General features: G+C 68.4%; 19 protein-coding genes and 1 pseudogene. 8 read left to right on the top strand and 12 right to left on the bottom strand.

What is annotated here, in order from left to right; translation table 11 throughout:
• The gene (locus QMX81_RS13820; RefSeq protein ID WP_121041433.1) at positions 1 to 657 is read right to left on the bottom strand and encodes a Pr6Pr family membrane protein; all 657 of its coding nucleotides are present in this window, start codon (positions 655 to 657) and stop codon (positions 1 to 3) included.
• 78 nt (positions 658 to 735) lie between these two features.
• On the opposite strand from QMX81_RS13820, the gene QMX81_RS13815 reads away from it, so the two are divergent.
• Positions 736 to 1,683, top strand: coding sequence for a DMT family transporter (locus tag QMX81_RS13815; protein ID WP_121041431.1), 948 nt, complete (start codon positions 736 to 738; stop codon positions 1,681 to 1,683).
• 52 nt (positions 1,684 to 1,735) lie between these two features.
• On the opposite strand, the gene QMX81_RS13810 is transcribed toward QMX81_RS13815, so the two are convergent.
• From QMX81_RS13810 to QMX81_RS13790, 5 genes are all read right to left on the bottom strand, one after another.
• Positions 1,736 to 2,806 (bottom strand): sensor domain-containing diguanylate cyclase, encoded by a 1,071-nt coding sequence (locus tag QMX81_RS13810; protein WP_282262304.1) that lies wholly within the window; start codon positions 2,804 to 2,806, stop codon positions 1,736 to 1,738.
• A 68-nt stretch (positions 2,807 to 2,874) separates the two neighbouring features.
• Positions 2,875 to 3,597 (bottom strand): pseudouridine synthase, encoded by a 723-nt coding sequence (locus QMX81_RS13805; protein ID WP_121041427.1) that lies wholly within the window; start codon positions 3,595 to 3,597, stop codon positions 2,875 to 2,877.
• Positions 3,598 to 3,653: 56 nt separating this feature from the next.
• Positions 3,654 to 5,288 carry a diguanylate cyclase gene (locus QMX81_RS13800; protein WP_121041425.1) on the bottom strand — a complete coding sequence of 545 codons (1,635 nt, stop codon included), beginning with the start codon at positions 5,286 to 5,288 and terminating at the stop codon, positions 3,654 to 3,656.
• A gap of 102 nt (positions 5,289 to 5,390) precedes the next feature.
• The gene (locus QMX81_RS13795) at positions 5,391 to 7,820 is read right to left on the bottom strand and encodes an EAL domain-containing protein (RefSeq protein ID WP_282262303.1); all 2,430 of its coding nucleotides are present in this window, start codon (positions 7,818 to 7,820) and stop codon (positions 5,391 to 5,393) included.
• 174 nt (positions 7,821 to 7,994) lie between these two features.
• Complete coding sequence (locus tag QMX81_RS13790) at positions 7,995 to 9,947, bottom strand: DEAD/DEAH box helicase (protein WP_121041421.1); 1,953 nt, start codon at positions 9,945 to 9,947, stop codon at positions 7,995 to 7,997.
• A gap of 267 nt (positions 9,948 to 10,214) precedes the next feature.
• Here QMX81_RS13790 and QMX81_RS13785 point away from each other — a divergent pair, with 267 nt between their 5' ends.
• Entirely contained in the window at positions 10,215 to 10,445 is a 231-nt protein-coding gene (locus QMX81_RS13785) for an RNA-binding S4 domain-containing protein (protein WP_019184435.1), read from the top strand.
• Positions 10,446 to 10,460: 15 nt separating this feature from the next.
• On the opposite strand, the gene ubiM is transcribed toward QMX81_RS13785, so the two are convergent.
• The 4 genes from ubiM to QMX81_RS13765 form a co-directional block, all read right to left on the bottom strand.
• Positions 10,461 to 11,645, bottom strand: coding sequence for a 5-demethoxyubiquinol-8 5-hydroxylase UbiM (gene ubiM / locus QMX81_RS13780; RefSeq protein WP_121041419.1), 1,185 nt, complete (start codon positions 11,643 to 11,645; stop codon positions 10,461 to 10,463).
• Between the two features lie 89 nt (positions 11,646 to 11,734).
• Entirely contained in the window at positions 11,735 to 12,124 is a 390-nt protein-coding gene (locus QMX81_RS13775) for an MAPEG family protein (RefSeq protein ID WP_121041417.1), read from the bottom strand.
• Positions 12,125 to 12,142: 18 nt separating this feature from the next.
• Positions 12,143 to 12,676, bottom strand: a complete 534-nt coding sequence (locus tag QMX81_RS13770; RefSeq protein ID WP_121041415.1) for a DUF4019 domain-containing protein — start codon at positions 12,674 to 12,676, stop codon at positions 12,143 to 12,145.
• 61 nt (positions 12,677 to 12,737) lie between these two features.
• Complete coding sequence (locus QMX81_RS13765; RefSeq protein ID WP_193222759.1) at positions 12,738 to 13,880, bottom strand: hypothetical protein; 1,143 nt, start codon at positions 13,878 to 13,880, stop codon at positions 12,738 to 12,740.
• Between the two features lie 176 nt (positions 13,881 to 14,056).
• Between QMX81_RS13765 and QMX81_RS13760 the strand changes: the two genes are divergently transcribed.
• The 3 genes from QMX81_RS13760 to QMX81_RS13750 all read left to right on the top strand — a co-directional run bounded on the left by QMX81_RS13760 (position 14,057) and on the right by QMX81_RS13750 (position 17,349).
• Positions 14,057 to 15,523: a DNA-3-methyladenine glycosylase 2 gene (locus tag QMX81_RS13760; protein WP_282262296.1), complete on the top strand. Its 1,467-nt coding sequence runs from the start codon at positions 14,057 to 14,059 to the stop codon at positions 15,521 to 15,523.
• Complete coding sequence (locus QMX81_RS13755; protein ID WP_121041409.1) at positions 15,520 to 16,011, top strand: methylated-DNA--[protein]-cysteine S-methyltransferase; 492 nt, start codon at positions 15,520 to 15,522, stop codon at positions 16,009 to 16,011. The genes QMX81_RS13760 and QMX81_RS13755 overlap by 4 nt, the downstream gene beginning before the upstream one ends.
• 75 nt (positions 16,012 to 16,086) lie before the next feature.
• Positions 16,087 to 17,349, top strand: a complete 1,263-nt coding sequence (locus QMX81_RS13750) for an ectonucleotide pyrophosphatase/phosphodiesterase (protein ID WP_282262293.1) — start codon at positions 16,087 to 16,089, stop codon at positions 17,347 to 17,349.
• A 70-nt stretch (positions 17,350 to 17,419) separates the two neighbouring features.
• Here the strand turns inward: QMX81_RS13750 and QMX81_RS13745 are convergent, their stop codons facing one another.
• Positions 17,420 to 17,602: a 30S ribosomal protein THX gene (locus QMX81_RS13745; RefSeq protein ID WP_019184443.1), complete on the bottom strand. Its 183-nt coding sequence runs from the start codon at positions 17,600 to 17,602 to the stop codon at positions 17,420 to 17,422.
• Positions 17,603 to 17,720: 118 nt separating this feature from the next.
• The gene (locus QMX81_RS13740) at positions 17,721 to 18,134 is read right to left on the bottom strand and encodes a MerC domain-containing protein (RefSeq protein ID WP_121041406.1); all 414 of its coding nucleotides are present in this window, start codon (positions 18,132 to 18,134) and stop codon (positions 17,721 to 17,723) included.
• Positions 18,135 to 18,294: 160 nt separating this feature from the next.
• Between QMX81_RS13740 and QMX81_RS13735 the strand changes: the two genes are divergently transcribed.
• The 3 genes and pseudogenes from QMX81_RS13735 to QMX81_RS13725 all read left to right on the top strand — a co-directional run.
• Positions 18,295 to 20,490 (top strand): TonB-dependent receptor, encoded by a 2,196-nt coding sequence (locus QMX81_RS13735; RefSeq protein WP_282262284.1) that lies wholly within the window; start codon positions 18,295 to 18,297, stop codon positions 20,488 to 20,490.
• A gap of 115 nt (positions 20,491 to 20,605) precedes the next feature.
• On the top strand, positions 20,606 to 21,040 hold the full coding sequence (locus QMX81_RS13730; RefSeq protein ID WP_121041403.1) for a MarR family winged helix-turn-helix transcriptional regulator: 435 nt from the start codon (positions 20,606 to 20,608) through the stop codon (positions 21,038 to 21,040).
• Positions 21,037 to 21,481, top strand: a pseudogene (locus QMX81_RS13725) (MFS transporter); the annotation flags it as partial. The gene QMX81_RS13730 and the pseudogene QMX81_RS13725, both read left to right, overlap by 4 nt.

Raw genomic sequence — 21,481 nt, 5'->3', positions numbered from 1 at the left:
TTACCGGTTCCGGCGGCGCGCGGCCAAGGCTCCATCCAGCCACCACAGCAGCGCACCGCACACGACGAATACCACCCCCACGGACAGCGCATTGCGCGCGACCAGCGCGATGCCCAGCGCGCGCAGGTCCAGGAAGGGATACGGGTACTGCCCACTGAGCCGCCCGACCAGCAGGGCCCAGCCAAGGTAGACCGTCGGGAACGCCAGTGCGCTGAGCAACCCACGCCTATGCAGGCCGCCATGCGGCCCGGCCAGCCAGCCAAGCAGATACAGCACCGGCACCGCGTAATGCAGACCCGTATCGGCCCACCACTGTGCGCCCTGCGGGTCCCACAACGGAGCCAGGAGGGTCACGTAGATCAACCCGGTGATGCCGATAAACAGCGCCACGGCCGCGCGTGGGACCGGGCCGGCCAGCCCGTCACGGCGGCCGCGGGCCAGTGCCAGGCAGACGGCGGCAACGCCGATGTTGCTCAGGATGGTGAAGTAGCCCAGGTAGCGCAGCGTCGCGTCCGCAGCACCCAGGCCCGGTGTGTCGAGCAGCAACGTGTACTGCAGCAGCAGTGCCGCCACGGCGATCACCGCAGTGAGGCCGGCCAAGGTGCGAAGGGTGCGGGGCAGTCCGGCGGGGACAGGGGCGATAGGCAGGCGTGTCATCGCTGCAGAATGCCACGCCCCCGCGCTGGATCGCGTGGAAAGCATCCTTCGCGGCGCGGCGTGTCGCACAATAGGCGGATGCCGATGACCGATACCCGCAGAGCCCTGCTGCAAATCCATTTCTGTGTGCTGCTGTGGGGCGTCACCGCCATCCTTGGCAAGCTGATCACCCTGCCCGCGCTGCCGCTGGTGTGGTGGCGCATGTTGCTGGTGGTGGCGATGCTGGCCCTGGTGCCGCGCGTGTGGCGCGGGCTGCGCCAGCTGTCGCCGCGGCTGGTGGCCGGCTACTGCGGTGTGGGCGCGCTGGTCGCGCTGCACTGGCTCACGTTCTATGGAGCGGTCAAGCTGGCCAATGCCTCGGTGGCGGCCACCTGCATCGCGCTGGCGCCGGTGTTCACCGCGGTGATCGAGCCCTGGGTGGCCAAGCGCCCCTTCCAGTTCCGTGAGCTGGCCTTCGGGATCCTGGTCCTGCCGGGCGTCGCGCTGGTGGTGGGCGGCGTGCCCGATGGCATGCGCCTGGGCGTGCTGATCGGCGCGCTGTCGGCGCTGCTGGTGGCGATCTTCGGCTCACTCAACAAGCGCCTGGTCAGCCATGCCGACCCGCTCACCGTGACCGCGCTGGAACTCGGTGCGGGCACGCTCACCCTGACCCTGCTGGCGCCGGTACTGCCCTTCCTGCTGCCCGCCCTGGCCAGCGACCTGTGGGTGATCCCGGACCTGCACGACGGCCTGCTGCTGTTGACCCTGGCCGGGCTGTGCACGCTGCTGCCGTTCGCGCTCGCGCTGGTCGCGCTGCGCCACATCAGCGCCTACACGTCGCAGCTGGTGACCAATCTTGAGCCGGTCTACGCCATCCTGCTGGCGATGGTGCTGCTCAGCGAGCAACGAGAGCTGACCCCGCTGTTCTATGCCGGCGTGGCGATCATCGTCGGGGCGGTGTTCCTGCACCCGCTGCTCAACCGCCGCCGGAAGGTGCAGCACCCGGAACTGATGGCGACGTCCGAGGCACGCAACATCGCCGATTGAGCGGGCGTACCCGCCAACACCCGGTCCCTGCCGCGGATACGACCCGTGCACATCAGTCGGCGCGGATGACCCGGTTGCGCCCCTCGCCCTTTGCCCGGTACAGCGCCGCATCGGCGCGGGCCAGGGTCTGCTCGATCGCATCACCGTGACGGTGCGCGGCCACCCCGATGCTGATCGTCAACGGCAGGCCCAGCGGCAGATCGGCTACCGCCATGCGCAGGAAATCGCACTGCAGCTCTGCCGTGGCCAACGGCGTGTCGGGCATCAGCACCACGAACTCTTCGCCGCCGTAGCGCGCGGCCAGGCCATGCCCGGCGAAATGCGCGCGCAGCAGGCGGGCCAGTTCAGCCAGCACGTGATCGCCGGTGGCATGACCGTACAGATCGTTGACGGTCTTGAAGTGGTCGATGTCGAGCAGCGCCACCGCGGTCGCGCGCGGGTGACCCTCGGCATCCACCACCGCCGCCTCCAGCGCGGTACTCATCGCGCGGCGGTTGGGCAGGCCGGTGAGCGGATCGGTGCGGCTCTGTTCGGCCAGATCGGCGTTCTGCTGTTCCAGCAGTTCGTTGTACTCGGCCAGACGCTGCTCGTACCAGGCGCGATCGGTCATGTGCTGCTGTATTTCATGCGCGTACCGGCGCAGCTCCATAACCAGCGAAACCTGCCGCGACAGCGCCGACAGGGCATTGCGCTGGCCGGGGCTGAGCTGCCCGGGGGCGGCATCGAACACGCACAGCGTGCCCAGGGGCAGGCCGTCACTGCTCAGCAGCGGCGCGCCCGCATAAAAACGGATATGCGGCTCATCGACCACGATCGGGTTGTCGACAAAGCGTGGGTCGGTTCGCGCATCCTCGACCACCATCACCTGGTCCGGCTGCAGGATGGCGTGACCGCAGAAGGAGATGTCCCGGGTGGTTTCGGGTGCGTCCAGCAGCTGCCGCGCCTTGAACCACTGGCGGTCCTGGTCGACCAGGGTCACCGCGCCCATGTGGGTGCCGCACAGCGCGGTGGCGATCGTGACCAGATCATCGAAGGACCGCTCGCGCGGCGTATCCAGGATCTGATACCGCTGCAGCGCCAGCAGGCGCTGTGCTTCGTTGTCCGGCTTGGACGGCTTGATCATCGTGGCAGGCGGTGGCGTGTGCCGGATCAGTCTAGCCCGGGTACGGCGTCACGGCGTGACGCACAGCATCACCAGTCCAGCTGTTTGGGCAGCAGGCCGTTGAGCTCGGCATCGGTGAGATTGCGCCACTGCCCCGGCTTGAGCGCACCGAGTTTGATGTTGTCGATGCGCACGCGGCGCAGCTGGGTGACCCGGAAGCCGAACGCGGCCGCCATCAGGCGGATCTGCCGGTTCAAGCCCTGCTGCAGCGTGATCCGGAACCCGAACTTGGCCAGCTTGCTGGTCCGGCACGGCAGCGTGACCTCATCGCGGATGCGCACGCCGCGGGCCATGCCACGCAGGAACTCGTCGGTGACGGCCTTGTTGACCGCCACCATGTATTCCTTCTGGTGCCCGTTCTCGGCGCGCAGGATCTGGTTGACGATGTTGCCGTTGCTGGTCAGCAGGATCAGGCCTTCGGAATCCTTGTCCAGGCGGCCGATCGGGAAGATGCGCTGTTCGTGGCCGACGAACTCCACGATGTTGCCCTTGACCGAACTTTCGGTGGTGCAGGTGATGCCCACCGGCTTGTTCAGCGCGATATAGACATGCTTGCGGCCGCCGGCCTTCTTCGCTTCGCGCGCGCGCAGCGGCTGGCCGTCGACCAGCACCACGTCCTGTTCGCCCACCACCGCACCGGTACCGGCCGGATGGCCATTGACGGTGACGCGGCGTTCGCCGATCAGGCGGTCGGCTTCGCGCCGGGAACAGAAGCCGGTGTCGGCGATATGCTTGTTGAGTCGGGTTGTCATCGGCCCATTATCGGGCAAAAGGCGGTCGCTGCTGCGTTTTTCCGCGTGCCGGCGGTTCAGGCCGGCAGCGGATCGCCGGCGGTCGTGGTGCGCTCGCCGTCATGGATCTGGTTGCGACCGTTGCGCTTGGCGCAATACATGGCGTGGTCGGCCCGGCGCAGCAGCCCGGCCAGGTCGTCGCTGCCCGGCTTGAGCACGGCCAGGCCGATGCTGGCCGAGACCGTCAGGCCGGCAATGCCAAGTGCCTGGGTGACGGCCGCCACCTGCTGGCGCACCGTCTCCAGCCGCGCCACCGCGGCGGCATGGCCGGCGCCGGGCAGCAGCACCAGGAATTCTTCACCGCCCATCCGGATCACATCGTCGTGATTGCGCACCGAACCGCGCAGCGCGCGCGCCACCGCGACCAGCACCTGATCGCCGACGTCGTGGCCGAACTGATCGTTGATGTCCTTGAACAGATCGATATCCAGGAAGCCGATCGCCAGTGCGTGCGGTTCCTGGCGCGCCCGTTCCAGGTATTCGGCGAGCAGGCGCAGGCCGGCGCGGCGATTGGGCAGGCCGGTCAGCATGTCGGTATCGGCGAGCTGGCGCATTTCATCGCGCTGGCGGCGCAGCCGGCCCAGCCGCAGGTTCAGGGCATAGGCGGCCATCATCAGGAACCAGGTCGCCGACAGCTGCAACGCTTCGATCCGATAGGCCACCAGCCACTGCGCATCCAGCGCATCGGCCCCGATCATGATCCACCAGGGGGCCAGCGCGGCCAGCCCCGGCAGTGCATGCGCATCGCGCTGCCACAGCCCCCACAGGCCTGCGCCGAGGCACAGCGTGCAGGCCCCCAGGAAACTCCACTCCAGTACGAGCGCCACGATGCCCAGCCCGGTCAGCCCCCACAGCGGCACACTCAGGCCGAGCGCGATCAGCCCCCAGAGCACGAGGTGCTGCGCCGGGCGCGAGCGTGGCCACCGCCGGTCGCCGCCATTGAGCCGCCACAGGATCGGCAGCAGCAGCGCCTGGCTGAACGCAGTGAGTGCGATCAGCCACCAGGAGGCACGGTCCTGCACCGGCAACCACGGCTCGGGATAGCCACTCAGCCCACCAAGGACCGCCTGCCAGAGCACGAACACCAGACAGGCACCCACATACACCAGGAACGAGCGGTCGCGGGTGGTGGCCCAGCCCATCAGCGCCGACAGCGCCAGCGCGATCGCCACCGCGATGCACGCCGCGCGCATCAGCAGCCGGGCGGTGTCGTTCTGCTGCACCGGGCTGGGGGCGCCGAGCTGGATGGTCGGCACCCAGCGGTCCTTCAGCGGGCGGGTCCAGGACACCACGATCGGTTCGTGATCGCCGGCCTCGGGCACCACCACCAGCCCGACCCCCGCACGGAAGCGCGAATCACGGGTCCGCGCATCGTGCATGCTGCCGCAGATCTCGCGGTCGCCGTGGCTGATGCGGACCTCGCCGGTGAGCACGCCGAACACATCCACGGCCTGGGGTTTGCCCGACCAGCCGGCGGCCGGCGCCGGAATCGACAGCACTTCCTGGTGGCGTGCCAGCACATCCGGCGTACAGGCGCGCTGCGGTGTCACCTCATCGGTGGCCCCACCCAGCAACAGGAAGTCCTGCCCCACGCGCGGCGCGGCCTGCAGGCTCCAGGGCAACAGCCACAGCAGCACCAGCGCAAGCGCCATCCACCCGATTGAATACCCGCCCCCGTTGCTCACACCTGCGCCCTGCCCGCCCGTGTTCGTCCGCGCACACCGTGTCCGCAACCGTCGGCGGCGATTATCGCATCATGGCACGCCCCGCCAGGCCTCGGAGGGCCGGCCCGCGCCCACCGGCCGTATCGCCAGCTGGGTCATCCGCTCCAGCGGAATCGGCCGTTCGATCGCATACCCCTGCAGGCCCTCCACGCCCATCTGGGCCAGCTGATCGGCGACCACCGCCGATTCCACCCATTCGGCCACCACCATCATGTGCAGCTCGCGGCCGACCTCGGTGATCGCCCGCACGGCGGCACGGTTGACCGGATCCAGGTTCATGTCGCGCACGAATACGCCGTCGATCTTGAGCATGTCCGCCGGCAGTTGCCGCAGGTAGCCGAACGAGGACAGCCCCGAGCCGAAATCGTCCAGCGCCATGCGGCAGCCACGCGCTTTCACCGCGTCGATGAAGGCGCGTGCCTGATCCAAGTTGCTGACCGCCGCGGTCTCGGTGATTTCAAAGCACAGCTTGCGCGCCAGGCCGCGGTTGCGTTCGAGCAGATCGGTGACGAAGGCCAGGAAGCTCGGCTCGGCGATCGACTGCGCGGACACGTTGACGTTGCACAGGCCCAGCTGCTGCACATGGCTCGGGCACACCTGCAGGTGCCGGAACAGCAGGGACAGCACATGCCGGTCCAGTGCCATGCCCATGCCGTATCGCTCCACCGCGCCCATGAACTCGGCCGGCCCCTGCAGCGCGCCTTCCGGGCTGCGCATGCGCACCAGCACTTCGTAATGCAGGAACTCCGGGTCGCCGACCCGCTCGATGCGCTGTGCATACAACAGCATGCGGTTCTCGGCCATCGCGCTGGAGACATTGGCCAACCGCTCCGCTTCGCGCCGCCGCTCATCCAGTGCCATGCGGCTCTCGTTGTAGCAGTGCACCCGGTTGCGGCCGGCCTCCTTGGCCGCGTAGCAGGCACTATCGGCGGCGCTCATCAACCAGTTGACATCCGGCGCATCCGGGCTGATCTCAACCACCCCGATGCTGCAGCTCACCCGGGGTGCGCCGTCGCCCTGCTGGATGCTGACCTGGCCAAGCGTGCGCACCACCCGCTGCAGCACCTGCTTGGCTTCATCCTGCCCGGCATTGGCCAGGAACAAGGCGAACTCGTCGCCCCCCAGGCGGCCGACCCAGTCGCCATCACGCACCGCCCCCACCAGGTAATCGGAGAAGCTGCGCAGCAGCTGATCGCCGGCAGCGTGGCCGAGCCCGTCGTTGACCAGCTTGAAGTAGTCCAGATCGATGTAGCACAGCGAGTGGGTGCCGCCCTCGGCCCGTACCGCCACCAGCGCCTGTTCGAGCAGCCGCTCGATCTCGCGGCGGTTGATCAGCCCGGTCAGCGGGTCGTGACTGGCGTGGTGCTCCACCTCGCGTGCCAGGGCGTGGTTCTGCGAAACATCCTCCACCAGCGCGAACACCGCCGGCGCCCGCGCCCGGGTGTGCACCACGGTACCGCTCCAGCGCCCCCACATCAGGCTGCCGTCAGCGCGCAGGAAGCGCAGCTCGCCCGGGCGCAACTGGCGCGGCCAGTCGATCCGGCCGCGCTCGTCCAGGATCAGCTCGCCCTCCACCAGCAGATCGGCCAGCGACAGACTGAGCAGGGCCTCGCGCCGCTGGCCCAGGATATCGGCCATGGCCTGGTTGGCCTCCATGATGCCGCCGTCCTCATCCAGCTTGAGCATGCCCACCGTGGCCTGGTAGAACGCGGCGCGGAAGCGGCTCTCCTGTTCGGTCAGGTCGTTGCGCACGCGGCGCGCCAGCAGCACCGCGACCAGGGTGATCGCCAGCACCGACAGGCCACCGACGATGAAGGTCGTCATGCGCACCATCGCCGCGGTGTGCAGCAACGCGCTGGAGAACGCACGCGCCTGGTTCTGCATGCCCACATCCAGCGCCTGCACCCGGCGCAGCAGGGCCTGCTGCACCGCCGGTGTCAGTGTGCCGGCGGCATGCCCGGCCTGGACCCGGTCGGTGATGGCCACCAGTTGCAGCAGATCGTCATCGGTGTCGCGCCACAGGCGTACCGCATCGCGGAAATACGGCTGATCGCGCAGGTAGCGATACGAGAGAATCAAACGGTTGATGTCGCCACGGGCGTTGCCGCCTTCAATGAAGCCCTGGCGTGCTGCGGCGATGTCCGGGTCGGCCTGCTCGAGGGCACGGCGGGCGGTGAGGTCGCCCAGTGGCACCCGCAGCGCCTGCCGGGTCGCGCCCAGGTCAACGGCATCACCCGAGGCGATGTACCGCGACAGCGCGTGAGTGGCCTGCTGCTGGCCGCGCGACCAGTGGCTCTGGCCCATGATCCATGCCGTCGAGGCGGCCTGCAGCTCCTGGATCACCGCGGAAATCCCGACCAGGCCGATGGCCATGCCGGTCAACAACACAAAGCGCAGGGTCAGCCCCCGCATCGAATACGGTATCGCGGTGCCGCCACTCTCCCTGCGACCTCCAGACATCGCCGATCCCCCCGGGGCTGCGGATGTGGAAACTCATTCCATTGGAGCATGGTCCAATCCGCAGGCTAGGGCCAGCACTGTTGAGACGGTGCGAAACCGGCGGACCGGGACGCGGAGGCCGGATACGACGACGCCAGCCCGGAGGCTGGCGTCGCGTTGATCACCCCGGGGCGATCAGAAGTTGCGCGGACCGCGCGGCTTGAAACCGTCACGACGCGGCGGGCGGTCGTTGCCGCCCGGGCCGCTGCGCGGGCCACCCGGACCGCCCGGACCACGCGGCTTGCCCTGGCCGAACTTCGGCTTGAACGGCGGACGCGCGGACGGGGTCAGGTCTTCACCCGGCTCGACCTTGCGCATCTGAAGCTGCTGGCCCGAGACCCACACCTTCTTCAGGTGGGTCAGCAGGTCCTGCGGCATTTCGGCCGGCAGGTCCAGCACCGAGAAGTCGTCATGGATGTCGATGCGGCCGATGAAACGGCTTTCCAGGCCAGCTTCGTTGGCGATCGCGCCGACGATGTTGCCCGGCTTCACGCCGTGGACGTGGCCCACTTCGATGCGGAAGGTTTCCATGCCCGGCTCGGCGGCACCGCGCGGGGCGATGTCACGGCGCGGGGCGCGCTCGGCGCCGCCTTCGCTGTTGCCGAAGTCGCCTTCCGGACGCGGCGGGCGCGGGCCACGGTCGTCTTCACGGCGCGGACCCCGCTCGAAGCGCGGCTCGAAACGGGCCGGGCGCTCGCCACGGTCGTTGCTGCGCTCGTTGCGCTGATGCGGGGCACGCTCTTCACGGGCACCACGGACCGGCGGGGTCAGCAGGAACGGCGAATCGCCCTGCAACAGCTTGGCCAGCGCGGCGGCGATCTCGATCGCCGGCACGTTCTTCTCGCCTTCCAGGCGCTGCAGCAGGTCGCGGTAGAACTCGGTGCCACCGGCATCGAGCACATCGCTGATGCGGCTCATGAACTTGGTGATGCGGGTGTCGTTGACCGCGTCCACGCTCGGCAGCTGCATCTCTTCGATGGGCTGGCGGGTGGCGCGCTCGATGGCACGCAGCATGCCCTTTTCGCGCGGGGTGGCGAACAGGATCGCGTCACCGGTGCGGCCGGCACGGCCGGTACGGCCGATGCGGTGCACATAGCTTTCGGTGTCGTACGGGATGTCGTAGTTCAGCACGTGGCTGATGCGCTCCACGTCCAGACCACGGGCGGCCACGTCGGTGGCGACCAGGATGTCCAGCTTGCCTTCCTTGAGCATGCCGATGGTGCGCTCGCGCTGGGCCTGCTGCATGTCGCCGTTGATGGCGGCCGCGGCCAGGCCGCGCGCCTGCAGCTTCTCGGCCAGCTCTTCAGTGGCTGCCTTGGTACGCGAGAAGATGATCATCGCGTCGAACGGTTCCACTTCCAGGATACGGGTCAGCGCGTCCAGCTTGTGCATGCCGCTCACCCACCAGTAACGCTGGCGGATGTTGGCCGAGGTCGTCGTCTTGCTGACGATGGTGACTTCGGCCGGGTTCTTCAGGTAGGTCTGCGCGATGCGGCGGATCTGCGACGGCATGGTGGCCGAGAACAGGGCGACCTGGCGGGTCTCCGGCAGCTTCTTCAGCACGGCTTCGACGTCGTCGATGAAGCCCATGCGCAGCATTTCGTCGGCTTCGTCGAGCACCAGCGTCTTCAGCTCGGACAGATCCAGGGTGCCGCGCTCGAGGTGATCGATCACGCGGCCCGGGGTGCCGACGATGACGTGCACGCCACGACGCAGGGCCGACAACTGCTGGCCATAGGGCTGGCCGCCGTACACCGGCAGGACGCGGAAGCCGGGGATGCCGGAGGAATAGGTCTGGAACGCCTCGGCGACCTGGATGGCCAGTTCGCGGGTGGGCGCCAGCACCAGCACCTGCGGCTTGGTCTGGTTGAAATCGAGGTTGGACAGCACCGGCAGCGCGAAGGCGGCGGTCTTGCCGGTACCGGTCTGGGCCTGGCCGAGCACGTCACGGCCTTCCAGCATCGCCGGAATGGTGGCGGCCTGGATCGGCGAAGGGGTTTCGTAACCGACGGTGGCGACGGCCTGCATCACAGCGTCGGACAGGCCGAGATCTGCAAACAGCAGCGGCGCGGGGGATTCTTGGGACATGGGAAACTCCGAAACACCGCCGTTCTAGAGGGCAGTGAGATAAAAAAGGGGGATGGTCCGCGCTTTGGGCGCCCTTTCTTATCGCGTGCCCTGGCGCTGCTCGGTCGGAGGAGAATTCACTCACTCAGGGGGCGATGATACCGCATCGTTCCTGAAAAACGTATACAGATTCCCGGATGGATGCCGTTGCGCCGCCGGCTGGCGCACAATACGCGCCCTTTCCCGGCCCGGCCCCACGTCCGCGCCTCTTCCCAGGATACCCGCTCCATGCAGACCCTCGAATTTGAACTGGACCGCGACTACGTCGAGCTCAAGCAGCTGCTCAAGCTGGCCGACCTGGTCACCAGCGGCGGCGAGGCCAAGACCGTGATCGGCGACGGCCAGGTACTGGTCGATGGTGAAGTGGAACTGCGCAAGGCATGCAAGATCCGCGCGGGCCAGCAGGTACAGTTCGCCGACACGGTCATTCACGTGATCGCCGACAGCGACGCGCCCTGATCTTCCCGGCCGGACTCAGCGCAGTGTATCGCGCTGGGTCAGATGGGCGGTGATCAGCTGGCGGAACGGGGCCACCCCGTGCGCCAGCCGCAGTCCGGCCCGGCGCAGCAGCCGCGCCGGCAGGCGGTCATCGGTGTACAGCGAAGCGATCGCATTGGTCGCCTCGTAAAGCGGCCGCGAGGCCAGCCGGTGCCCACGCTCGTAAGCGGCCAGCCCGGCGGGTGCGGCGATGTCGCGTCCCTGCCCTGCGGCCTTGCGCAGGAGCCCGGCCAGTCGATGCTGGCTCTGCAACCCCAGATTGAAGCCATGCGCGGTGACCGGATGCATGCCGACGGCGGCATCGCCGATCAACGCACAGCGATCGCCGGCGAACGCGTTGGCATACACCCCCACGAGGGGATACGCCACCGGCGTGGCCACCGGCCGCATCGCGCCCAGCCGATGCTCGAAAAAGCCACTGATGCTGCGGCCGAAGTCGGCCTCATCCTGGCCCATCAAGGCCGCGATCTGACGGGGCGGCAGCGTGATGACGGCCGAGGCCTGGTCGCCATTGAGGGGCAGCAGGGCCATCGTGCGCCCATACCCGAACCACTCCCAGGCGGTGTGCTGGTGCGGCACCTCGATCTGCATGCGGCAGACCAGCATGGATTTGCCGAAATCACGCAGCTGCGCGCCAATCCCCAGCAGGCGGCGGGTGGAGGAGAAGCGGCTGTCGGCAGCGACCACCAGCCGCGCGGCCAGCTGGCGGCCATCGGCCAGGGTCACCACGCTGTGGGCCGGGCCCGGGCTCACGGCCGTGACGCTGGCCTGGTCCAGGATTTCCAGACCGGCCTGGCCCTGCACGCTCTGCCAGGCGGCGCGACGGATCAGATGGTTGGGCACCAGCCAGCCGAGGTCGTCCCCGGTGCGCTGGTGCGCGGCGAAGGTCAGCGCGAACGGCGAGCCGCCATCCATCACCTTGGCATCGCGCAACGGGGAAATCTCGGCGGGATCCAGCTGCGCCCACAGACCCAGCGATGCCAGGATCTGGCGGGAGGCATGGGTCAGCGCGATCTCACGGCCGTCGAAGGCGGCCTGCGCCAACGCGGCACGCGGCTGCTGTTCGACCAGGGTGACGCTCAGGCCGGTATCGGCCAGCGCGCGCGCGAAGCACAGCCCGGTCGGGCCGGCGCCCACCACCACCACATCCACTGACTGCATGATCCCATCCTGCCGTTGCGTGTCCAGCGCAGCTTAACGCCGCAGCGCCGGCGCCGTCCTTGATCTGGATCAGGCGCGCCAGCGCGGGTTCACAGCAACGCCCACAGCAGCATCACGATGCCCAGCAGCGACACCAGCCACACCAGGCTGCGCACGTAAGGCACGCCGGCGGCGTACAGCGGCAGATAGATCAGCCGCGCCCAGAAGTACAGCTGCACGGCCACGGCCGTCATCCCGTCCTGGCGCTGGGTCAGCACCACCGCCAGCACCGCGGCGGCGAAGAACGGGAAGGTTTCCATGAAGTTGCTCTGCGCCCGCTGCAGGCGGCCAGCCAGCGGACTCGGCGCCGGCATCGGCTGATCGCGCGCGGAGGCATTCCAGCCGATCCCGCGCTCGCGGGTGATCAACGTGGAAGGCGCAAACACGTGCACGAGGCCGAGCACCATCGACCACACCAGCATCTGGATCTCGATACTCATCTGCGCAGTCTCCGGCGATCAGGGGGTGGCGGCACGCACGCTGTAACCGGCCAGGCGCCAGACGCGGTCTTCGTCGAACCGGAAGGACACCAGTTCGCGCACCGGCTGGGCACTGTTGGCAAAGCGCGTGGGGAAACTGACGTTGATGTACAGGCCTTCCGGGACGGTCGCCCCGGCGGCGTACTTGACCCGGGTCACCACCGGCTGGCCGCGCGAGGCCAATGCACCGAGGCGCTGGCGGTCGGCGGTGAGCTGGCTGACAAAGGCCTGCTCGGTCACTGACTTCTTCGCCACGGCCGAAGCGCCTTTCCATGCCTCGCCGGCACGGTTGGCATCGACCAGCTTCGCGACCTGCAATGCAGCAGCGGTCATTTCCGCATCCTGCTTCTGCACCTGCGCCTGCTGCGCCGGGCTGAGTGCCGGGCGGGCGGCAGGGGCGGCGGCAGGCGCGGCGCGCGCCGGGGCCGGTGCAGGCGTGGCCGGCGGCGGTGGCGTCTGGGCCAGCGCGGCGAAAGGCAGCAGAGCGGACAACAGCAGCAGCGGAACACGCATCAGGACACCGTTGGCTGGAAGGAACTGCGCTCCAGTCTACGGGAAGGGCGTGAGTCCTCCGTCAGTTGCGCTCGGCCGCCTCGGCCGGCGCCGGCCGGGCATCGCCCAGCGTCTGCTCCACGGCATCCGGCTGACCCGGCGCGGTGGTGGCCGGCAGCAGCGTGGAGACATCGATCTCCGACAGCGGGCTCTCGTCCGGACAGGTTTCATCCGGGAAACCGAAGCGCTGCTTCAGAGCCTGCCCACAGCTGTTGACGGCCTCCAATTCACTGCCTTCGCGCTTGCACTCCTGATCGAAAGCGACCAGGAACGCGTCCTTGCGGCGGACGAACGCATCGCCGCATTTGCGCATCTGCTTGATCCGTTCCAGGTCATCCTGCACCGCGTTGGTGCCATCCAGCCCGAACTGACGCAGCTCCTCGGCGGTGAGCAGGCGCAGGCTGCGGTTGGGCACGGTCATCATCAGATCGGCTACGCCCACGGCCACGCCGTTGCGCTGCAGGTAATCCTTGACGTTGTCGTACACCTCATGGAGTTCGCGGTTGAGCTCGGCACGCGAGGTGGCCTTGGAGCTGATCCGCATCATGCGGTGGATGCCGACCTTGCCCGATACCAGCCGGTTGTCGCCGGCAGCCAGCACGAACACGCAGGCGCTGTGGCAGACCGAGCCTTCGCGCACCCAGATGGTCCAGTTGGATTCGCCGATGCGATCCCCCGCCACGATGGCGGCTTCGACCTGGCCACCACTGGAATCCAGATCAAGGATGCGCCGGGAAATACGCTGCGCATCGGCGACCACGGCCAGCCGCGCGACCAGCTCGGAGAAACCGGGATTGATCTTGCCCACATAGCGCACGCGCAGCAGGCCACGTTCGGCGCACGGCTGCAGCGCGGCATCGATGCTGGCCCGATCAAGCGCCTCCAGCGGCGCACCATCGCCCGCGTCGCCGGCATAGTCGGTATCGCAGCTGATCCACGCCTTGCCGTTTTCCAGGGCCGCGTCCGGCCAGCGCAGGTCACCGCGCTTGGGCGCGGGCGGTGGCGGTGGCGGCGCATCGGCCGCGTTGATCGAGACCATGTGGTCGCCATCGGCGGTCTGTGCCCGCACGGCCTTGTCGGCGGCGGTGACATTGCCCGGGTTTTCCAGCTGGCTGCAACCGGCCAGACCCAGACACAACAACGGCAACCACCACGACTTGAGCAACATGGACAACCCGGAATCCTTGCGAGGGGGAATGCGCGGCAAAACCAGCGCAGAGGCACAGTCTAGTGCGCGACCGCCACGGCGCGGCAACCTGTCCTGAACCGGGCGACCCGGGGCTGGCATTGGCGTCCGAAAATGGCGAGCCAGCCCTGCTCACCGGGCATAGACTGGCCCCCATGGAGACCGCCCTGCCCCTGGACCACGCCGCCTGCGAAAGCGCCCGCCTTGCCCGCGATGCGCGCTTTGACGGGGTGTTCTTCACTGCCGTGCGCAGTACCGGCATCTACTGCCGACCGGTCTGCCCGGCACCGGCGCCGAAGCCGTCCAACGTCACTTACTACCCCACGGCTGCCGCAGCCGCGGCCGCGGGTTTTCGTCCCTGCCTGCGCTGCCGCCCCGAGTTGGCCCCCGAGGCGCAGGACGCACTCAACAATGAAACGCTGCAGCGCGCGCTCGCCCTGATCCACGATGGCTATCTGCAGGACCAGCCGGTCGCCGATCTGGCCACCCACGTCGGCTTGAGCGCCCGCCAGCTGCAGCGCCTGTTCGTGGCCCGGCTCGGTGCGGCGCCGGCGCAGATCCACGCCACCCGCCGGCTGTTGTTGGCCAAGCAACTGCTCACCGAAACCGCCTTGCCGGTCACCGATGTCGCGATGGCCTCGGGGTACAACAGCCTGCGCCGTTTCAACGCGGCCTTTCTGGATGGCTGCGGGATGCCCCCGACCGCGATCCGCCGCCAGCGCGGCACGCTGACCGAGGGCGCACTGACCCTGCGCCTGGGCTACCGGCCGCCGCTGGATTTCACCGCGATGCTCGGCTTCCTGCGCCGCCGCGCCATTCCCGTCATCGAGCAGATCGACACGGACAGCTACCAGCGCGTGATCGGGCCGCCCGAGCGCCCCTCACTGCTGCGCGTGACCGCCGATCCACGGCGCCCGGAGCTGTTGCTGCACCTGGGCCAGGTCGATCCGCGTGCGATTCCGGGCATCGTGCGCCGCGTACGCCGCATCTTCGATCTCGATGCCGACCTGCGCATGGTGCACGCGACGCTGGCGCAGGAACCACTGCTGGCGACGGGTATCGCACAACGCCCCGGGCTGCGCGTACCCGGCGGCTGGGATGGCTTTGAAGTGGCCGTGCGCGCGGTGCTTGGCCAACAGGTCAGCGTGGCGGCCGCCGCCACACTGGCGCGCCGGGTGGTGGACCGCTTCGGCGCCACCCTCGAAGGCATGCCGGCGGGACTGGACCGCCAGTTCCCCTTGCCGGAGGTGCTGGCACAGGCACCGCTGGAAACCATCGGGCTGCCGCGCACCCGCGCGGCCACCGTGCGTGCGGTTGCGCAGGCGGTGGTCGATGGGCGGCTCGATTTCCGCGCCGGCCAGTCGCTGGCTGGTTTCGTGGCGCGCTGCGTCGCCTTGCCCGGCATCGGCCCATGGACCGCGCATTACATGGCACTGCGTGCGCTGGCGCTGCCCGATGCGTTCCCGGCCGGCGATCTGGTGCTGCAGCAGGTGCTCGGTGGTGATACGCGACTGAGCGAACGCGCCACCGAGGCCCGCTCGCAGCCGTGGCGACCGTGGCGTGCCTACGCCGTTCTGCATCTGTGGCATCTGGCCACACCGTCTTCGGGAGTTACCTCATGACCCTGCTCTACGACACCTTCGACAGCCCGATCGGCGCGCTCACCGTGGCCGGTGACAGCCAGGGCATCCACCACATCCTGTTCGAGAACAACCGTTACGACGCCAAAGGGCGCGAACACTGGCAACGCGACGCCCATGCACTGCGGGACGCACGCGGACAACTGCTGGAGTACCTGCGCGGTGAGCGCGTGCGCTTCGATCTCCCGCTTGCCCCATACGGCACGCCGTTCCAGCTGCGGGTGTGGAAGGCGCTGGCCGATATTCCGTTCGGCCAGACCTGGAGTTACGTGGCACTGGCGCGGCACATCAACCACCCCACCGCCAGCCGCGCGGTCGGTGCCGCCAATGGCCGCAATCCACTGCCGATCGTGCTGCCCTGCCACCGCGTGATCGGCAGCAGTGGTGCGCTCACCGGCTTCGGTGGTGGCCTGGAAGCCAAGGCTGCGCTGCTGCAACTGGAAGCACGGCACGATTCGCTGTTCGCGTAACCGGGCATACGCCGTGGGGTGGCGTATGCCATCGGTTGTCTTCGACGCGTCACCGCCACGCACTATCATGTCGTGATGATTTCCGTCCGCCTTCCACTGGCGCTTGCCGCCGCTCTTTCGCTGGCCGCGTGCGCGACCGCACCCTCCACTCCACCTGACGCCGTCGCGGCGACTGCTGTCCCGACGGCACCAGCCACTACGCCCAAACTGTTGCTGGTCTCCATCGACGGCCTGCGTGCGGACATGCTCGACCGCGGCCTCAGCCCCAACCTGTCGCGGATCATCGCCGGCGGCGTGCGTGCGGACTGGATGACGCCCTCATACCCGGCGCTGACCTTCCCCAACCACTACACGATCGTGACCGGGCTGCGTCCGGACCACCACGGCATCATCCACAACAGCATGGAAGAAGCCGAACTGGGCAGCTTCCGCCTGCATCTGCGCGAGGCCGTCACCGATGCCCGTTGGTGGGGTGGCGAACCGATCTGGGTGGGCGCTGAAAAAGCCGGCGTGCATACCGCGACCCTGTCCTGGCCCGGCAGCGAAGCGGCCATCCAGGGCGTGCGGCCCAGCCAATGGCGGGTGTACGACAGCACGGTGACCCTGCCTGACCGTGTCGATCAGGTGTTGAGCTGGCTCGGCCAGACCGACGCGCAGGCACCACGCCTGGTCACCCTGTACATGGAACAGGTGGATCACGCCGGGCATGACCACGGCCCGGAGTCCTCCGAATACGCCGCCGCCATCGGCGAGGTCGACACCGCGATCGGCCGCCTGTTGGACGGGCTGCAGGCACGCGGTCTGGCCGACAGCACCAATCTCATCGTGGTGTCCGACCACGGCATGGCCAGCGTGCCCGAGGGCCAGGTCATCGCCACCGAAGACATGGTCGATCCGTCGATCGCCAAGGACGTATCGGTCGGCCAGTCAGTCGGCTTCGCGCCGTTGCCGGGCAAGCAACGCCAGGCCGAGAACATCCTGCTCGGTGCGCACGCACACTACGACTGCTGGCGCCGCGAGGCCCTGCCGGCGCGCTGGGCATACGGCCGCCATCCGCGCATTCCGCCGATCCTGTGCCAGATGCACGAAGGCTGGGATGCGTTGACCCGCGACCGCATCGCCACACGCAAACCCGGCAACCGCGGTTCGCACGGTTACGACAACGCACTGCCCTCGATGCGCGCGGTGTTCATTGCCCGTGGGCCGTCGTTCCAGCAGGGGAAAACCCTGCCCGGGTTCGACAACGTGGATGTCTATCCCCTGCTGACCCGTCTGCTGGGTGTCCCGGCCGCCCCCAACGATGGCGATCCGGACCGCCTGCTCCCCGCATTGCGCTGAGGCGATCCCGTCGCGCAGGCAAAAAAAAACGCGGCGCAAGCGCCGCGTTTTCATGACCCGCCTGGCTGGATCAGCCGGCCTTGGCCACCGCTTTCTTGGCAACGGCCTTCTTGGCCGGCGCCTTCGTCACGGTCTTCTTGGCAACCGGCGCAGCTGCGCCCACGGCCGCCTTGCTCACGACGTGCGAACGCGAATTGCCGTAGCTGGCATTGAAGCGCTTGCCCTTGGCGGTCTTGCGGTCACCCTTACCCATGTCGTAACTCCTTAGTCTGAATGCTGCGAAATCTGATTACCCCGTACTGACACGGGTTCGGCGGGGCCGCCCTCTCAGGCGCCCCCGCGCACGATCGGAAAGCCTACCATGCGCGCTCTCAATGAGCACAGCTGGCGTCATGGACGTGGCCGTGGTTCAGGCGCAGATTCACCAGATGGGCCACGCCAACCAGCACGCCGCCCAAGGTCATCACCACCGCATGCGGCACCGCCGAGTGATGCAGCGGGCCGTACAACAGGCCCGCCCACAACGCGGTCAGGCCCGGGATCAGGAAGCCCAGCGCGCGCAGCGCGCCATGGCGGCGCCAGCCCCAGACCAGGCTGAACAGGCCCAGCAGGGTGACGAAACTCACCAGCGCCAGCTCCACGCCGTCACTCATCCAGACCGACAGACCCAGCGACGGCGCAGCCGCCAGCAGCACCGGGAGCACAGCGCAATGCACGGCGCACAGCAGCGAGCCGGTGGCACCGAAACGATCCAGCAGATGGCGAACACGAGCGAACAGGGGCATGACTTCCAGCAGGGTCGGCGAAGCGTTATGGAATAATATAACATCAATCCTGACGCGCACCCTTGCCTCCCCCCCTGACTTCCCTTCCCCCCGTCCCGTTACGGGATTCGCGCGCCCCATCATTGATATATTGTAACAATTGACCGAAGGCCCTTGCCCTATGCGCTCCAGCTCCCTCCTGCTCAAACCCCACGCCCTGTCCCTGGCCCTTGCCGCCGCGATGCTGCCCTCGCTGGCCATGGCCGCCGATGATGCCGGCAACCACCGCGACCGCCACCTGACCGAGCTCTCCACCGTGAAGGTCACCGCCTCGCCGCTGCAGGGCGATGCCGAATCGCTGGCCCGCCCGGTGGATGTGCTGGCCGGTGAGCGCCTGGACGAGCAGAAGGCCGGCACCCTCGGCGACACCGTGGCCAAGCTGCCCGGCGTGCAGAGCACCTTCTTCGGCCCCGGCGTCGGCCGCCCGATCATCCGCGGCCAGGAAGGGCCACGCGTGGCAGTGCTGTCCAACGGCATGGGCAACATGGATGCCTCCACCGTCAGCGCCGACCATGCCACCAGCATCGAGCCGTTCCTGGCCGATCAGATCGAGGTCCTGAAGGGCCCGGCCACCCTGCTGTTCGGCAGCGGTGCGATCGGCGGCGCGGTCAACGTGGTCGACGGCCGCATCGCCCGCGAACTGCCGGACCGTCCGCTCAGCGGCCGCGCCGAACTGCGCGGCAATTCGGTCAACGACGAGCGCAGCGGCATGTTCCGCCTGGACGGTGTCAGCGGCAACGTGGTGCTGCATGTGGACGGTCTGGTCCGCAACGGCGATGACTACCGCATTCCCGGCTACGCGGTGATCGATGGCCTGGAAGATCACAGCGGCCACGATCACGAGGAAGGCGACACCGACGAACCGCGCCGCGGCCGTCTGGACAACAGTTCGGTCCGCACCCGCGCCGGCGGCGTCGGTGCCACATGGCTGGGCGACGAAGGCTACTTCGGTGTGTCCGCCAGCACCTACCGCACCAACTACGGCATTCCCAACGGCGCGCACGTGCATGCCGACGACGACCATGGTCATGACCACGATCACGACCATGGCGATGAGGAAGAAGGCGACGAGCATGACGTCCGCATCGACATGGTGCAGAACCGCTTCGAAGCCAAGGGCGGCATCTACCAGCCCACCTCGTTCCTGAAGAACATCAGCCTGCGCACCGCCTACACCGATTACGAGCACACCGAACTCGAAGCCGGCACGCCCGCCACGCGCTTCACCAACCGGGGCATCGAAGGCCGCCTGGAAGCCGTGCAGGAACAAATCGGCGGCTGGGATGGCGCCTTCGGCCTGCAGTTCGGCAACAGCGACTTCGGCGCCAAGGGCGAAGAAGCCTTCGTGCCGGATACCGCGACCAAGAACATCGGCCTGTTCGTATTGCAGGAAAAGCAGTTCGGCCCGTTCAAGCTGGAGCTCGGCGGCCGCCATGACCAGGTCAAGCTGGACCCGACCGGTGATTACCGCGCCCGCACGTTCGACGCCACCAATCTCTCCGCCGCCGGTATCTGGACGCTCAACGACGCCGTCGACCTGCGCTTCGGCATCGACAGCTCCGAGCGCGCCCCGACCAACGAAGAGCTCTACGCCGCCGGCGCGCACATCGCCACCCGCTCGCTGGAGATCGGCGATGCGAACCTGAAGACCGAACGCGGCCAGCGCGTCGAGCTGGGCATCCACACCCACAGCGAGCGCGTCGATTTCTCCGCCTCCATCTACCAGACCAGGTTCAAGGACTTCATCTACCTGGCCGACACCGGCGTGGTCGAATCGCTGCCGGTCCGCCTGTGGACCCAGCAGGACGCCACCTTCAAGGGGGCCGAAGCCGAAGCCCTGTTCCATCTCTTCGAAGGCAACGCCGGCGACTGGGACCTGCGCGTGTTCGGCGATTACGTCAACGCCGAACTGGATGGCAGCGGCAGCCGCAGCGTCGACATCGCCGTCCCGCACGGCGACCACAACCACAACTACACGGTGGATCTGGCCAACACCGGCTACCTCCCACGCATCGCCCCGGGCCGGGTCGGCGCGGACCTGCGCTGGGCCAAGGATGGCTGGCGCGCCTCGGTCGGTGCCGTGCGCTACAGCAGCCAGAAGGACGTCGCCCAGAATGAAGAGCCGAGCAACGGCTACACCCTGGTCGATGCCCACGTCGCCTACCGCTGGGACCGGACCGACAGCAACAGCTACGAAGTCTTCCTTGACGGCAGCAACCTGACCAACCGCGAGGTCCGCCCGCACACCTCCCTGCTGCGCGACTACTCCCCGCTGCCGGGCCGCGGCGTGGCATTCGGGATCCGCGCGTACTTCTGATCGATTCACTGGGTGGTTGCTTGACCCGAGGGGGCCGAAAGGCCCCCTTTTTTTGAGCTTGACGAACTACGTGCATATGCACGTATCATCCAGCCACCCACCCCGGCACACGCCCATGGACCCGCTGACCCAGAGCCCCTGCACCTGCTTCCGCCTGCGTCGCGCGGCACGCCGGCTCTCGCAGATCTATGACGCCCACCTCGCCCCCGCCGGGCTCAGCCTCAACGCCTACTCCATCCTGCGCCGCGCCCCCGCACCGCGGCAGCTGGGCGACCTGGCCGAGGCGCTTGGCATGGACCGCACCACGCTCACCCGCAACCTCAAACCGCTGCTCAGCGCCGGCTGGCTCGAGCAACGCCGCGGTGACGATGCCCGGCAACGCCTGATCGTCATCACCGCTGCCGGCAAGGCCTGCCTTCGTCGCGCGCGCCCCCTGTGGCAACGGGCGCAACACGAAGTGGAAACCACCTTCGGGCCCACGCCGACCGCCCGGCTCAACGCCCTGCTCGACCAACTCGACCACGCCCTGCCCACCGGAGCCGACGCATGAGCACGTCAACCACTGCTACCCGCGCACCCGCCATGCACTGGGGCCTGCTGGTCGCGGCCTCCGCCATCCTCATGGTCACCATGGGCGTGCGCCAGACCTCCGGCCTCTACGTGGACCCGATCCACCGCGGCACCGGCGTGAGCATCGTCGAGATCAGCTTCGCACTGGCCATCGGCCAATTCGTCTGGGGCGCGGTGCAACCCGTGTTCGGGGCCGTCGCCGACCAGCGCGGCGCGTTGCCCGTGCTCATCTTCGGTGCCCTGCTGCTGGCGGCCGGGCTGCTGCTGGCACCGCTGCTGACCAGCCCGCTGGGCATGACCTTCACCCTCGGCCTGCTGATGGCCGCCGGCGCCGGCGCCGGCCGCTTCTCGGTCCTGATCGGCGCCCCCGCCCCCCGCCGGCCGGCCGCAAAGCGGTCGTTCGCCCCCCGCCGCCTCCATG

The organism is Stenotrophomonas sp. PS02301, assembly GCF_029959485.1.
Taxonomy (GTDB): domain Bacteria; phylum Pseudomonadota; class Gammaproteobacteria; order Xanthomonadales; family Xanthomonadaceae; genus Stenotrophomonas; species Stenotrophomonas maltophilia_Z.
The sequence above is the reverse complement of the archived record's forward strand: the minus strand, read 5'-3'. Positions and strand labels throughout refer to the sequence as shown.